Origin of the sequence: Methyloversatilis discipulorum (assembly GCF_000385375.1) — a bacterium.
Lineage (GTDB): Bacteria > Pseudomonadota > Gammaproteobacteria > Burkholderiales > Rhodocyclaceae > Methyloversatilis > Methyloversatilis discipulorum_A.
Map to the genome: position 1 here is coordinate 1,517,676 of NZ_ARVV01000001.1, position 14,045 is coordinate 1,531,720.

The following is a 14,045-nucleotide window of genomic DNA, read 5'->3' on the forward strand; positions in this document are numbered from 1 at the left end:
CGCGGCGCATCGTTGCAGCCCGCAGCGGTGACCTGTGTTGCATGGACGCAAAAAAGGGCACGCCGCAGCGTGCCCTGGAATCGACCGGCCCGGCGCCCTGCGCGCCGTTGGGTCGAGGTGGATCAGTACATCAGCTGCACGCCGAGCACGAACTTGTCGGTGTCGGTACCGGCGGCGTTTTCCATGTCGGAGTACACCGCGGTGATGCGTGCGTTGTGACCGGCCATCACATAGGTCAGGCCGAAGTCCCACTGCTTGGTGTCACCGCCGACGTCGGCGTTGAACTTCTGGTAGCGGGTGTAGGGCTGGAACTGGCCGATGCCGATCTTGGTCGGGATCAGGTAGGCGGCGGTCAGCAGCCAGGCGTCACCTGCCTGTGCGCCGCCGCAGTTGTTGACGTTGGCGCAGGCGACGGCCGGCGCGTCGGTCACGCCGTCGGTGTCGTAGTCGTACCAGGCGCCTTCCAGCGTCACCACGCCGCCACCGGCGAGCTTGGTTTCATACAGCGCGTCGATGTTCCAGGCGCGGTAGTCGCCACGGGCGAGTGCGGTGCCGACACCGTTCTTCTGCGTCTGGTAGGCCATGCCGACGGTGAAGATTTCCTTGCTGCCGAAATAGCTGTTGGTGCCGTAGTAGCCCAGTTCCGGATCGAGGAAGCTGTAGGCGATACGGGTGGCGTACAGCGGATCGTCCGAGTCGTTCGACAGGCCGGTGCCGCGGTTCTTGCCCTGGTAGGCACCGACCGAGTACAGCAGCTTGCCGCCGAGCACGTTACCCCACAGCAGCGCGCCGTCGTCGCGGCCGGTGAAGGCGTTCGGGTACTGCGACACCATCGGGTATTCCCACACGTTGGCGAAGTAGGGGCCGGCCATGTTGGCGCGGTCGGTCGGCGGCAGCATGCGGCCGAACCAGAAGTTCACGCCTTCGGTCAGTTCGAACTGGGCGACCGCGTCGAGGATACGCATCGACTCGTCGGACTGGCGCTCGAAGTTGATCATGCCGCCGATGTTCTTGGTGATCTTGCCGCTGGTGATGATACGGACCGAGTCCACCGAGAAGTCGTTCGAACGCGAGGTGCCGTTCGGTGCCGCGTCTTCGGCGTTGGTGTAGGAGGTGCGCGCCCACAGGCTGAGCGTCAGATAGCTTTCGCCGGGACCGGCAACGGTGACGCCCGCGTTCGCGCTGCCGCAGGCGGCGAGGGCGACGGCAAGAGCACTGGCTTTGCGCAGACGGTTCTTGGTGATGTTTTTCATGGTGCTGGACTCCCGGTTGTTGAGGTTCAAGGTGCGAGGTTCAAAGAGCGGACTGCATTGACGGACTGCAAATGGGGCGGACCGGGTGATCAGTGACTGATCATCCAGGGGCGTTTCGTCGGGAAGGCCTTGGAGCCGTCGCGCGCGACGGCCGTGGTCTTGCTTGTCTTGCCGCTGCAGCACGAGCAGCCGGGGCCGTGCGTGCGGCTGGCCAGCTTGGGCTCGTGACGTGCGCGTTCGTTGGTGGCGTGCGCGCTGCGCAGCTGGCCCGGCATGTCGGCGAAAGCCGGTGCCGAAATCAGCTGGCGTGCGGCCGGCTGGCCGCAGGCCGGGCACAGGCAGGGCGCGTCCCGCTGCGCGATGCTGCGCATGGCGGAAAAGCTGCCATGCGCCTCGCAGTGAAAGTCGTAGGTCGGCATGGCAGCGTCCTCAGACGTCTTCCGAGATCGGCATCTGCACGCTGCCGTCGAGGAATTTCTGCGGACCGGCTTCGGTCGGCATGATGTCGAAATCGAAGATGTCGGTCGGCAGCCACAGCGTCGCGCAGGCATTCGGAATGTCGACCACGCCGCTGATGTGGCCCTGCACCGGTGCGGTGCCGAGAATCGAGTAGGCCTGGGCGCCCGAGTAGCCGAATTTCTTCAGGTACTCGATCGCGTTCAGGCAGGCCTGACGGTAGGCGACATGCACGTCGAGGTAATGCTGCTTGCCCTGCTCGTCGACAGAGATGCCTTCGAAGATGAGGTAGTCGTCGTACTTGGGCGTGATCGGGCTGGGCTTGAAGATCGGGTTCTTGACCGCGTACTTCTTCATGCCGTCCTTGATGATGTTCACCCGCAGGTGCAGCCAGCCGGCCATTTCGATGGCGCCGCAGAAGGTGATTTCACCGTCGCCCTGCGAGAAGTGCAGGTCGCCCATCGACAGGCCGCCGCCCTTCACATAGACCGGGAAGTAGATGCGCGAGCCACGCGACAGGTCCTTGATGTCGCAGTTGCCGCCGTGTTCGCGCGGCGGCACGGTACGCGCGCCTTCCATCGCCGCCTTGTCGCGCGCCTCGCCCTTCAGGCGACCCATGTGCGCGGTCGGTGCGCACGGCGGGCAGCCCAGCGGCGGCACGCGCTCGGGGTCGGTGTTGATGAAGTCGATCTCGCGCTTGTTCCACTCTTCGAGCAGCTTGGGATCGGGCAGGCAGCCGATCAGGCCCGGGTGGATCAGGCCGGCGTACTTGACGCCCGGCACGTGGCGCGATTCGGTGAACATGCCCTTGATGTCCCAGATCGACTTCTGCGCCAGCGGGAAGTGGTCGGTCAGGAAGCCGCCGCCGTTCTTCTTCGAGAAGAAGCCGTTGAAGCCCCACAGGCTGTCTTCCTTGGCGCCGATGTCGAGGATGTCGACCACCAGCAGGTCGCCCGGCTCGCAGCCTTCGACGCCGATCGGGCCGGACAGGAAGTGCACCGTGGTCAGGTCGACGTCGCGCACGTCGTCGGCGCTGTCGTTGTTCTGGATGTAGCCGCCGGTCCAGTCGTAGGTTTCGATCTTGAAGTCGTCGCCCGGCTTCACCCACGCGACGATGGGGATGTCCGGATGCCAGCGGTTGTGCACCATGTCGTTCTCATACGGCGACTGCTTCAGGTCTACCTTGATCAGGGTCTCTGCCATGTTGATCTCCTTGGGTGGAAGGGGCGGTTGGGCGGTGTGTGCGGCGGTGGGCGGGGTCAGACGGACAGGAACTGCTTGATGTGCGCGGTATCGGTTTCCGCGCGGGTGCTCTCATGCACCAGGCGGCCGCCCTCGATGACGAACAGGCGGTCGGCCACGTCCATCGCGAAGCTGAGCACCTGCTCGGACACGACGATCGTGATCTGGCGCAACTTGCGGATTTCGTTCAGCGCGCGCGCGATGTCCTTGATGATCGAGGGCTGTATGCCTTCGGTCGGCTCGTCGAGCAGCAGCACCTTGGGATCGGTCACCAGCGCGCGGGCAATGGCCAGCTGTTGCTGCTGGCCACCCGACAGGTTGCCGCCCTTGCGGCGGCGCATCTCCCACAGCACCGGGAAGAGGGCGTAGATCTCGTCCGGCACCTTCTTGACCTTGGCATTCTCCAGGCCGGTGTGGATGTTCTCCTCGACGGTGAGCGTCGGGAAAATCATCCGGCCCTGCGGCACGTAGGCGATGCCCTTGGCGACGCGCTTGTAGCTTTCGTCCTTCGACACTTCGTTGCCGGCGACTTCGATCTGACCGCTCTTCAGCGGCAGGATGCCGATCAGCGACTTGAACAGCGTGGTCTTGCCCATGCCGTTGCGGCCCATGATGGCGACCGTTTCGTTGGCGTTGGCTTCGAACGAGATGCCGTGCAGTGCCTCGCTCTGCCCGTAGGCGACATGTACGTCCTTGACGTTGAGCATGGTGGTGTCCTTTTGCGATGACTGGCGCGTGGGCGGGGCCGCTGACTCAGTGGCCCAGATAAACGTCGATGACCTTGGGATCGTTCTGCACCTTGTCCATCGATCCTTCGGCGAGGATCTTTCCCTGGTGCATGACGGTGACCTTGTGGGCGATGCGCTTGACGAAATCCATGTCGTGCTCGATCACGATCACCGAGCGGCCCTTGCAGATGCGCTGCAGCAGTTCGGCGGTCAGTTCGCGTTCGCGCACGCTCATGCCGGCGATCGGCTCGTCGAGCATCAGCAGCTCCGGCTCCTGCATCAGCAACATGCCGATTTCCAGCCACTGCTTCTGGCCGTGGCTGAGCAGGCCGGCTTCGGTGTCGAGCGCGTCGCCGAGGCCGATCTCGTCGGCCACCGACTGCACGCGCGCCTTCACCTCGTCGGTGCAGCGGAAGCCGAGCGCGCCGAGCACGCTGCGGCCGCGCGGGAAGGACACTTCCAGGTTCTTGAACACCGAAAGGTTTTCGTAGATCGACGGCGTCTGGAACTTGCGGCCGATGCCGGCGCGCACGATTTTGTGTTCCTGCAGCTTGGTCATCTCCACGTTCTTGAACTTGATGCTGCCGCCGCTGGCCTTGGTCTTGCCGCAGATCAGGTCGAGCAGCGTGGTCTTGCCGGCGCCGTTCGGGCCGATGATCACGCGCAGCTCGCCGCGATCGACGTAGAGGGTCAGCGCGTCGATCGCCTTGAAGCCGTCGAAGGACACGGTGAGGTCCTCGATCGCCAGTACGAAGTCGGTATTGCTCATGTCGGTCTCCTGTCAGGTCGGGCGCGGGTCAGGCCGACTGGCCCTGGACGCCGCCGGGCAGTGCGGCGGGCGGTGCGGACTTGTGGGTGGGGGCCGAGGGCGGTGCCGGCGGTTCGCCCGCGGACGCAGCCGGCTTGGCGACGGACTTGCGACGCGAGAACCAGGGCTTCACGTGGCTTTCGTACAGACCGGCCAGACCGTTGGGGAAGGCGAGCACGACGCCGATGAACAGCGCGGCCATCAGGAACAGCCAGAGGTCGGGCGCGCTCTCCGAGAAGTAGGTCTTGCCGGCATTGACCAGCAGCGCGCCATACACCGCGCCGACCAGCGACATGCGACCGCCCACCGCGGCGAAGATGACCATTTCGATCGACGGCACGATGCCGACGAAGGACGGCGACATGAAGCCGACCTGCAGCGTGAACATCGCGCCGCCGATGGCCGATATGCCGGCCGCCAGCACGAACACGAACACCTTGAACATCGCCACGTCGTAGCCGGAGAAGCGGACGCGGTCTTCCTTGTCGCGCATCGCCAGCAGCAGGGTGCCGAGCTTGGACATCTGTATCCAGCGGCAGAGCAGGATGACGCCGATCAGCAGCGCGGCATTGACGAAGTACAGGACGTACTTCGACGAGTCGTCGCGGATGTCCCAGCCGAGCAGGGTCTTCAGGTCGGTGATGCCGTTGACGCCGCCGGTGTAGCCCTGCTGGCCGATGATGAGCACGGTCAGGATGAGTGCCACCGCCTGCGTGATGATGGCGAAATACACGCCACCGACCCGGCGCTTGAACATGGCGAAGCTGATGATGAAGGCCAGCAGCATCGGCACCAGCACCACCGCGATCAGCGCCAGCGGCAGGTGGTTGAACGGCTCCCACCAGAACGGCAGTTCGGTGATCTGGTTCCAGTCCATGAAGTCCGGAATGCCCGGCGTGCTCTGGATCTTGGTCGATTCCGGATCGGAGGCCTCGAGCTTCAGGAACATCGCCATCATGTAGCCGCCGAGGCCGAAGAACACGCCCTGGCCCAGGCTCAGGATGCCGCCGTAGCCCCACAGCATGACGAGGCCGACGGCGACGAAGGCGTAGGTGAGGTACTTGCCGACGAGGTTCAGACGGAAGATGTCCATCGTCAGCGGGAACACGACCATGATGACGAGCGCGAGGATGAGCACGCTCCCCATGCCGGTTCGTGCAACCCAGTTCTTGAATGCGTCCATGTGAATCTCCTGGAAGGTGCGAAGTCGGTGCGGATCGCGTTCAGCGGCGGATCTTCGAGGCGAAGAGGCCCTGCGGACGGATCATCAGGATGGTCACGATGAGCAGCAGCGTGAGTACCTTGGCCATCGAGCCGGTCAGGAAGAACTCGGCGATCGACTGCGTCTGGGCGATGCCGAAGGCCGACGCCACGGTGCCGAGCAGCGAGGCGGCGCCGCCGAAGGTCACCACCAGGAAGGCATCGACGATGTAGAGCGAACCGGAAGTCGGGCCGGTCGAACCGATGGTGGTGAAGGCCGCGCCGGCCACACCGGCGATGCCGCAGCCGATGGCGAAAGTGAGGCGGTCGGTGCGCTTGGTGTTGATGCCGGTGGCATTGGCCATCGCGCGGTTGGCGACGGTGGCGCGCACGCGCAGACCCCAGCGCGACTTGTACAGCGCAAGCAGCACGCCGCCGGTCACGACTGCAGTGAGGCCGAGCACGAACAGGCCGTTGATCGGGATGTCCAGCCCTTCGGACGGCGCCCACGAACCCATCAGCCACTCGGGCAGGGTCGGGCTCACTTCCTTCGGACCGAAGGTCGAGCGGAACACCTGCTGCATGCCCAGCGACAGGCCCCAGGTGGCGAGCAGCGTATCCAGCGGACGTTTGTACAGATGCCGTATCAGCGCCCACTCGGTCAGCCAGCCGAAGGCGAAGGCGATGAAGAAGGCGGCGATGATGGCGATCGGAAAATAGGCTTGCACCAGCCCGGGCGCGTAGGTTTCCGTCAGGCTGGAGAACATGAAGATGGTGTAGGCGCCGATGGTCATGAATTCGCCATGCGCCATGTTGATCACGCCCATCTGGCCGAAGATGATGGCGAGGCCGAGGCCCATCAGCAGCAGGACCGAGAACAGGCTCAGCCCGGCGAAGCCCTGCATCAGGGCGATGTTGTAGATTTCGTCGAACGACATGACGGACCTCCGGACGGTTGGCCGGGCACTGCCCGGCCGTGCAGGGAAAGGAGGCGCGCCGCCCGGTCTGCGCCGGGGCGGCGCGCCGGGGTATTACTGGTAGCCCTTCGGGAACGGATTCGGCTCGATCAGCTCAGCCGATTCGGCGACCACCTTGAAAGTGCCGTCCGGCTGGCCTTGGGCAATGCGTGCCTTCGACCACAGGTGGTGGTTCTCATGCAGCTTCACGTAGCCTTCCGGTGCGGTCTTCAGTTCGATGCCGGGCGAGGCGGCGACCACCTTGTCGACATCGAAGCTGCCGGCCTTCTCGACCGCGGCCTTCCACAGCCAGGGGCCGAGATAGCCCGCCTGCGTGACGTCGCCGATGACCGACTTCGGGCCGTAGGCCTTCTTGAACGCTTCGACGAAAGCCTTGTTGTTCGGGTTGTCGAGCGACTGGAAGTACTTCATCGAGGAGTAGAAGCCGGCGAAGTTTTCACCGCCCACGCCCAGCATTTCGTCCTCGGTCACCGACAGCGTCAGCAGGAACTGCTTGACGCCGGTGATGCCTGCCGCCTTCAGCTGCTTGTAGAAGGCCACGTTGGAGCCGCCGACCACGGCTGCGAAGATGCAGTCCGGCTTGGCGACCTTGATCTTGTTGATCAGCGAGTTGAAGTTGGTGTGGCCGAGCGGGTAGTACTCCTCGCCGACCACCTTGCCCAGCTTGCCGACCGACTCGATGTGCTTGCGCGCGATCTTCATCGACGTGCGCGGCCAGATGTAGTCCGAGCCGACCAGGAAGTAGGTCTTGGCCTTCTTTTCCTTCGACGCCCAGTCGAGACCCCAGATGATCTGCTGGGTGGCTTCCTGACCGGTGTAGATGACGTTCTTCGACTGCTCCAGACCTTCGTAGAAGGTCGGGTAGTACAGCAGGCCGTTCTCCTTCTCGAACACCGGCAGCACCGCCTTGCGCGAGGCCGAGGTCCAGCAGCCGAACACGCAGGCCACCTTGTCGTTCACCAGCAGCTTCTTCGACTTCTCGGCGAAGGTCGGCCAGTCGGAGGCGCCGTCTTCCTTGATCACCTTGATCTTGCGACCGAGGATGCCGCCCATCGCGTTGATCTGGTCGATCGCCAGCTGTTCGGCCTGGATCGAGCCGGTTTCCGAGATCGCCATCGTGCCGGTGGCGGAGTGCAGCTGACCCACGATGACTTCGGTGTCGGTGACCGCGAGCTTGGTCGTATTGACCTTGGCTGTCGGGAACTGCGCATTGCCGAAGCTGACGCCGGGCACCATCAGCGCCGGTGCAGCCGCCATGCCGAGCAGAACCTTGCGACGCTGTTCGTCGGTGAGCGGTGCCGGAATCGTGTCTTTCTTGTCAGCCATATCGTTTCTCCTGAGCGGAAGGGGTTGGGGAGCTTCAGGCGATCCGGTTGCGGCCGTTGAATCGTTTTGTGCACTGCACCGCAATCGCTCGCTGCGGTGCGAAAAGTAGTGTTCGGGGGTGCGTAGCCGGAATACGTCGATTGACGTATGTGCGTACTCGGCGCAACACCCGCGATCGGGGTGGGCCGGTGCTAAGGTGGAATCCTGCGCTGTCGCACTGCACCAGGATGTTGCCGAGGGCACCGTCGGGGTGCGCGGCGTGGAGGGAAGCTGCACTTGGGCTCCGGGCAGCGCGCGGTTCCGCTGCCCGGAGCATTTCTTGCATGGTGTGGCCTCGATCGCGTCAGCGCCTGCCCCGATGTCCGAAGCCACCCACCAGATATTCAAGATCCGCCGCGACTACAACACCTGGGTCGCCAACGAGACGCTCGAGGACTACGCGCTGCGCTACACGCCGCGCAGCTTCCGCAAGTGGTCGGAGTGGCGGGTCGCCAACACCGCCTTCGGCGCGGTGTCCTTCCTGGCGCTGGAGGCGATCGGCGGCGCCATCGCGCTGAACTACGGCTTCACCAATGCGCTGTATGCCATCCTGCTGGTCGGGCTGATCACCTTCCTGACCGGCCTGCCGATCAGCTACTGCGCCGCCAAGTACGGCGTGGACATGGACCTGCTCACGCGCGGTGCCGGCTTCGGCTACCTCGGCTCGACCATCACCTCGCTGGTCTATGCGAGCTTCACCTTCATCTTCTTCGCCATCGAGGCGGCCATCATGGCGCTCGCCTTCGAGATGTACTTCGGCCTGCCGCTGGCGTGGAGCTATCTGCTCTGCTCGGTGGTGGTGATTCCGCTGGTGATCCACGGTGTCACGCTGATCAGCCGCATACAGCTGTGGACGCAGCCGCTGTGGATCGTGCTGCTGGTGCTGCCCTACCTCGCGGTGTGGTGGCAGGCGCCGCACCTGTATTCGGAATTCACCGGCCTCAGTGGCCGCAGTTCGGGCAGCAGCGAATTCGACTGGATCATGTTCGGTGCGGCGTCGACGGTGGCGATCTCGCTGGTAGTGCAGATCGGCGAACAGGTCGACTACCTGCGCTTCCTGCCGGAGAAGACGCGCGAGAACCGGGTGCGCTGGTGGGCGTCGGTGCTGATCGCCGGCCCCGGATGGGTGGTGCCGGGCATGGTGAAGATGCTGGGCGGCGCCTTTCTCGCCTTCCTTGCGCTGCAGGCCATGGTGCCGGTGGACCGCGCGGTCGAACCCACGCAGATGTATCTCGCCGGCTTTGCCTACGTGTTCGATTCGCCGGCGGTGGTGCTGGCGGTGACCGCGCTGTTCGTCATCGTGTCGCAGCTGAAGATCAACGTGACCAATGCCTACGCCGGCTCGCTCGCCTGGTCGAACTTCTTCGCCCGCCTCACGCACAGCCACCCTGGCCGCGTCGTGTGGCTGGTGTTCAACGTCGTGATCGCGCTGCTGCTGATGCTGCTCGGCGTGTTCGAGGCGCTGGAGCACGTGCTCGGCCTCTACGCCAATCTCGCCATCGCCTGGGTCGGCGCGCTGGTAGCCGACCTGGTCGTGAACAAGCCGCTCGGTCTGTCGCCGTCGCACATCGAGTTCAAGCGCGCCCATCTGTACGAGATCAACCCGGTCGGCCTCGGCTCGATGCTGATCGCCACCGTCGTATCCGTGCTTGCCTACACCGGCTGGATGGGCGACATGGCGCAGGCCTTTTCGCCCTTCATCTCGCTGGCCACCGCCTTCGTCACCGCGCCGCTGATCGCGCTCGCCACGCGCGGCCGCTACTACCTCGCGCGGCGCAGTGCCACGCAGTGGCGGCCGGGCCAGACGGTGACCTGCCACGTCTGCGAAAACAGCTTCGAATCGGAGGACATGGCGTACTGCCCGGCCTACGGTCAGCCCATCTGTTCGCTGTGCTGCACGCTCGAATCGCGCTGCCACGACCGCTGCAAGACCGACGCCAGCGCCGCTGACCAGCTGCACGCCTTCCTGAACGCCATCCTGCCGATGCAACTGGCGCGGCGCGTGAACTTCCGCGTCGGCCATTTCCTGGTCGTGTTCCTGTCGCTCACCGTGCTGCTGGCGGTCATCTTCGGCGTCGTGTTCTACCAGGAGGCCATCGTCAGCGGCCTCTACCCGGCGGCGCGCGACAGCCTGCAGCTCACGCTGTCGAAAACCTTCGCGCTGCTGGTGCTGCTGTGTGCCGTGTGCGCCTGGTGGATCGTGCTCGGCTCGGAAAGCCGGCGGCTGGCGCAGGACGAATCGAACCGGCAGAACCAGCTGCTGATGCGCGAAATCGACGCGCACCGCAAGACCGACCTCGCGCTGCAGAAGGCCAAGGATGCCGCCGAGTCGGCCAACCTTGCCAAGACGCGCTACGTGACCGGCATCAGCCACGAACTGCGCACGCCGCTGAACAGCATTCTCGGCTACGCGCAGATCCTGCTGCGCGAAACGGGCGGCAGCGGCAGCACCGGCAAGGGCGGCGGCGACGACACGCAGAAGCGCGCGCTGGGCACCATCCTGCGCAGCGGCGAACATCTGCTGGGCCTGATCGACGGCCTGCTCGACCTGGCGCGCATCGAGGCCGGCAAGCTCAGGCTGGACCCGGCACCGATGCCGCTGCGCGAACTGCTGGATGATCTGGCCAAGATGTTCGAGCCGCAGGCGGCGCGCAAGGGCCTGCAGTTCCGCATCGAAACGACCGGCCGGCTGCCGGACTACGTACGTGTCGACGCCAAGCGGCTGCGCCAGGTGCTGATCAATCTGCTGGCGAATGCGGTCAAGTTCACCGAGCAGGGCGAAGTGGTGCTGCGCATCGATTACCGGATGGAGGTGGCGCGCTTCGAAATCGCCGACACCGGCCCCGGCATCGCGGCGGACGACCATGCGCGCATCTTCATGCCCTTCGAGCGCAGCGCCAGCGGCCGCGTCATCGCCGAGCCGGGCACCGGCCTGGGCCTGAGCATCACCCGCATGCTCACCTCGCTGATGGGCGGCGAACTGACGCTGGACAGCGAGCTCGGCCGCGGCTCCACTTTCCGTCTGCGGCTCTACCTGCCCGAATACCTGTCGGTGCCGACGCAGACGCGGTCGATGCGCACCGTCATCGGCTACGAAGGCCCGCGCATGCGCGTGCTGCTGGTCGATGACGACGCCACCCAGCGCCACATGCTGACCGGCATGCTGGCGCCGCTCGGTTTCGACGTCGACGAGGCGGCCAGCGGCCGCGAGGCGCTGGACTGCGTCGCCCGCGTGCGCCCGGACGTGGTGCTGCTGGACATCAATATGGACGGCATGGACGGTTGGGAAACCGCGCGCCGGCTGCGCGAGTTCGACGGCGCGCCGATACCGGTGCTGATGGTGTCGGCCAATGTGTTCGAGAACCGCAGCGAACTGCTGCGTACCGCCGGCTGCGCCGGCTTCGTGCCCAAACCGGTCATGGAGTCCGAACTGCTGGACCAGTTGCGCGAGGCGCTGGACCTGACCTGGCATGTCGACGAACCGGCCGACGCCGCACCGCCGAAGGCCGAGCCGGCCGCCGACGCGCCGCTTGCCGCGCTCGACGACGAAGAGCGCGCCGCGCTGCTGCGCCTGTCGCGGCTGGGCCACGTCAATGGCATCGCCACGCTGCTGGACGCGATTTCCGAACGGTCCGAGGCCGCACGCGAAGACTGCCGTCGCCTGCGCGCGCTGGTCGACGGCTTCGACCTCATACGCTTCACACAACTATTACAACGCGACGCCCATGCTCTCTGAATTCCATCAACCGGTCGTGCTCGTCGTCGACGACGCACCCGATTCGCTCGGCTTCCTGTGCGACGCGCTGTCGCAGGCCGGCTACACCGTGCTGATCGCGCACGACGGCGCGTCGGCGCTGGCCCGTCTCGAATGGGTGGTGCCCGACGCCATCCTGCTCGACGCGGTGATGCCCGGCCTGTCCGGCTTCGAAACCTGCCGCCGCATCCGCGAAGAGCCGGGGCTGACCCACGTGCCCATCATCTTCATGACCGGGCTGTCGGGCACCGCAGAGGTGGTCGAGGGCTTTACCGCCGGCGGCACCGACTACGTGGTCAAGCCCCTGCGTGTCGAAGAGGTGCTGGCGCGGCTCACCGCCCACGTGCGCAACGCGCGCGCGGTGCGCATCGCACGGCAGGCGGTGGACGTGGCCGGCCTCGGCGTGCTGGTGGTCGATGCACTCGGCCGCGTCGCCTGGCGCTCGCCGCGTGCCGGCGAGTGCCTGGGTCAGTTCGGTATCGACCCGGCGGCCGCGACCGCCGACTGGCTGGGCGACCCGGCCGGCCTGACGGCAGACCCTGCCGCCGAGGCGCGCCTGCTGCGCGAGCAGGGCGACCAGGCGCTGTACGCGCGCAGCCTGGGTGCGGTGGGCCTGGGCGAACACATGCTGCTGCTCGACGTCAGGAAGCGCGGCGAATCGAGCACCCGCATCGCTGGCGCCCAGCTGACGCCGCGCGAGGCCGAGGTGCTGTCCTGGCTGGCCAAGGGCAAGACCAACCGCGATATCGGCGACATCCTCGGCATGAGTCCGCGCACTGTTAACAAGCACCTGGAGCACATCTACGAAAAGCTCGGCGTCGAAACCCGCGCCGCCGCCGCCGCGCTGGCGATGCGCGCGTCCAGCGACTGAGGCAGACGCAAGGTCGGCGCCGATCGGGAACACGTCCTAGTAGAGCAATTGCAGGCCGAGCACCAAGCGGTCGAGCGAGGGCGCGCCCTCGCTCTTCGCGCTCGAATACACCGCGGTGAGCCGCGCCTTGTGTCCGGAGATGACGTAATTGGCGCCGACGTCCCACTGTTCGGCGCGCGCGCCGGCGTCCGGATCCAGGCGCTGGAAGCGCACGTAAGGCTGGATGCGACCGGGGCCGAACGCGTGCGGCATCAGGTAGCCGACGGTGAGCAGCGCGGCATCTGCCTGCAGCGCGCCCCCGCAGTTGCTCACCCGCGAACACAGCGGGTCGCCGGGCGCCACATCGGCCACGTCGTCGGTGTCGTAGTCGTACCAGGCGGCCTCGACGGTCAGCACACCGCCGGAGCGCAGGCGGGTTTCGTACAGCGCATCCAGGTTCCAGGCGCGATAGTCACCACGGGCGCCGGCCACACCGACGCCGTCCTTCTGGCTCATCAGCGCGGTGCCCAGCGTGAACACTTCCTTGTCGCCGTAATAGGTGCTGGTGCCGTAGTAGCCGGGTTCCGGGTCGAGGAAGCTCCAGGCGAAGCGGGCCGCGAACAGCGGCTCGTTGGAGGCATTCGACAGACCGCCGCCACGGTTCTTGCCCTCGAACACGCCGACGCTGTAGAGCAGCCGGTCGGCGTACAGATTGCCCCACAGCAGCACGCCGTCGTCGCGGCCGGTGAAGGCGTTCGGGTAGAGCGACACGAAGGGATAGCCCCATACGTTGGCGAACTGGTTGCCCGCCATGTTCGAGCGGTCGGTCGGCGGCACGAGCCGGCCGGCCCACAGGTTCAGACCCTCTGCCAGTTCGAACTGCAGTATGGCGTCGAGCAACTGCATGTCCTTGGCCGGCGGGCGTTCGAAGGTGAGCGTGGCGCCGAAACTGCGGGTGAATTTCGCCGACGACAGCAGGCGGACCGAATCCATCGTGAAGCCGCTGTCGTGTGCGCTGCCGCCGGCCGGGCGCGCCTCTTCGGCATTGACGTAGGAGGCGCGCAGCCACAGACCGAGCGTCAGCGAGCTGTCGCCCGGGCCCTGCAATGTCATCTGGGCGTCAGCGGTGCTGGCGCAGAGCAGGGCGGCGCTGGTGAGCAGCGCGTGGCGGGAAGGCAGCGTCCATCGCAGACGCGTGAAGCGGCGGAAAATCATGGTGATGGTCCTGAACGGGGGCGCAGGGCTGGCGGCAGCCGGATGCGCGGGTGGCATCGGGAGTCCGGTATCCGGAGTGCGGCGTCCGGAATCCGGTCGTGTCGTCGGGCTGCGATCGCACGGTGGGGCGTTGCGGCTGCGCCAACGGGGCAAGGGTGTTTGCCGCGTCGGCAAGCCGTTTCCGCACCGATGTGGTG

Annotated in this window: 11 protein-coding genes; 2 read left to right on the forward strand and 9 right to left on the reverse strand. The window is 65.9% G+C overall.

Annotation, left to right across the window (positions count from 1 at the left end):
- Positions 1-122: 122 nt before the first annotated feature.
- The 8 genes from METRZ18153_RS0107215 to urtA all read right to left on the reverse strand — a co-directional run bounded on the left by METRZ18153_RS0107215 (position 123) and on the right by urtA (position 7,990).
- Positions 123-1,253, reverse strand: a complete 1,131-nt coding sequence (locus METRZ18153_RS0107215; RefSeq protein WP_020164089.1) for a hypothetical protein — start codon at positions 1,251-1,253, stop codon at positions 123-125.
- 89 nt (positions 1,254-1,342) lie between these two features.
- A complete protein-coding gene (locus METRZ18153_RS0107220) occupies positions 1,343-1,672 on the reverse strand; it encodes an FmdB family zinc ribbon protein (RefSeq protein WP_020164090.1) in 330 nt (109 codons plus the stop codon).
- A gap of 10 nt (positions 1,673-1,682) precedes the next feature.
- A complete protein-coding gene (gene fmdA / locus METRZ18153_RS0107225) occupies positions 1,683-2,912 on the reverse strand; it encodes a formamidase (RefSeq protein WP_019918876.1) in 1,230 nt (409 codons plus the stop codon).
- A gap of 56 nt (positions 2,913-2,968) precedes the next feature.
- Positions 2,969-3,658 (reverse strand): urea ABC transporter ATP-binding subunit UrtE, encoded by a 690-nt coding sequence (gene urtE, locus METRZ18153_RS0107230; RefSeq protein ID WP_020164091.1) that lies wholly within the window; start codon positions 3,656-3,658, stop codon positions 2,969-2,971.
- A 46-nt stretch (positions 3,659-3,704) separates the two neighbouring features.
- Positions 3,705-4,448, reverse strand: coding sequence for an urea ABC transporter ATP-binding protein UrtD (gene urtD / locus METRZ18153_RS0107235; RefSeq protein ID WP_019918874.1), 744 nt, complete (start codon positions 4,446-4,448; stop codon positions 3,705-3,707).
- A 28-nt stretch (positions 4,449-4,476) separates the two neighbouring features.
- Positions 4,477-5,670 carry an urea ABC transporter permease subunit UrtC gene (gene urtC / locus METRZ18153_RS0107240; protein ID WP_020164092.1) on the reverse strand — a complete coding sequence of 398 codons (1,194 nt, stop codon included), beginning with the start codon at positions 5,668-5,670 and terminating at the stop codon, positions 4,477-4,479.
- A gap of 40 nt (positions 5,671-5,710) precedes the next feature.
- Positions 5,711-6,625, reverse strand: a complete 915-nt coding sequence (gene urtB / locus METRZ18153_RS0107245) for an urea ABC transporter permease subunit UrtB (RefSeq protein ID WP_020164093.1) — start codon at positions 6,623-6,625, stop codon at positions 5,711-5,713.
- A 93-nt stretch (positions 6,626-6,718) separates the two neighbouring features.
- Entirely contained in the window at positions 6,719-7,990 is a 1,272-nt protein-coding gene (gene urtA / locus METRZ18153_RS0107250) for an urea ABC transporter substrate-binding protein (RefSeq protein ID WP_020164094.1), read from the reverse strand.
- A 358-nt stretch (positions 7,991-8,348) separates the two neighbouring features.
- Between urtA and METRZ18153_RS0107255 the strand changes: the two genes are divergently transcribed.
- Both METRZ18153_RS0107255 and METRZ18153_RS0107260 read left to right on the forward strand, forming a co-directional pair.
- Positions 8,349-11,765 (forward strand): ATP-binding protein, encoded by a 3,417-nt coding sequence (locus METRZ18153_RS0107255; RefSeq protein ID WP_020164095.1) that lies wholly within the window; start codon positions 8,349-8,351, stop codon positions 11,763-11,765.
- Entirely contained in the window at positions 11,755-12,654 is a 900-nt protein-coding gene (locus METRZ18153_RS0107260) for a response regulator transcription factor (RefSeq protein WP_020164096.1), read from the forward strand. The genes METRZ18153_RS0107255 and METRZ18153_RS0107260 overlap by 11 nt, the downstream gene beginning before the upstream one ends.
- Before the next feature lie 36 nt (positions 12,655-12,690).
- Here the strand turns inward: METRZ18153_RS0107260 and METRZ18153_RS0107265 are convergent, their stop codons facing one another.
- A complete protein-coding gene (locus tag METRZ18153_RS0107265) occupies positions 12,691-13,848 on the reverse strand; it encodes a hypothetical protein (RefSeq protein WP_020164097.1) in 1,158 nt (385 codons plus the stop codon).
- Positions 13,849-14,045 lie beyond the last annotated feature (197 nt).

What these genes read in the sequence shown, in the direction of transcription:
- urtA (WP_020164094.1), bottom strand. Translation starts at nt 7,990, where the DNA reads ATGGCTGACAAGAAAGACACGATTCCGGCACCGCTCACCGACGAACAG.
- urtC (WP_020164092.1), bottom strand. Translation starts at nt 5,670, where the DNA reads ATGGACGCATTCAAGAACTGGGTTGCACGAACCGGCATGGGGAGCGTG.
- METRZ18153_RS0107255 (WP_020164095.1), top strand. Translation starts at nt 8,349, where the DNA reads ATGTCCGAAGCCACCCACCAGATATTCAAGATCCGCCGCGACTACAAC.
- urtE (WP_020164091.1), bottom strand. Translation starts at nt 3,658, where the DNA reads ATGCTCAACGTCAAGGACGTACATGTCGCCTACGGGCAGAGCGAGGCA.
- urtB (WP_020164093.1), bottom strand. Translation starts at nt 6,625, where the DNA reads ATGTCGTTCGACGAAATCTACAACATCGCCCTGATGCAGGGCTTCGCC.
- METRZ18153_RS0107215 (WP_020164089.1), bottom strand. Translation starts at nt 1,253, where the DNA reads ATGAAAAACATCACCAAGAACCGTCTGCGCAAAGCCAGTGCTCTTGCC.
- fmdA (WP_019918876.1), bottom strand. Translation starts at nt 2,912, where the DNA reads ATGGCAGAGACCCTGATCAAGGTAGACCTGAAGCAGTCGCCGTATGAG.
- METRZ18153_RS0107260 (WP_020164096.1), top strand. Translation starts at nt 11,755, where the DNA reads ATGCTCTCTGAATTCCATCAACCGGTCGTGCTCGTCGTCGACGACGCA.
- METRZ18153_RS0107220 (WP_020164090.1), bottom strand. Translation starts at nt 1,672, where the DNA reads ATGCCGACCTACGACTTTCACTGCGAGGCGCATGGCAGCTTTTCCGCC.
- urtD (WP_019918874.1), bottom strand. Translation starts at nt 4,448, where the DNA reads ATGAGCAATACCGACTTCGTACTGGCGATCGAGGACCTCACCGTGTCC.
- METRZ18153_RS0107265 (WP_020164097.1), bottom strand. Translation starts at nt 13,848, where the DNA reads ATGATTTTCCGCCGCTTCACGCGTCTGCGATGGACGCTGCCTTCCCGC.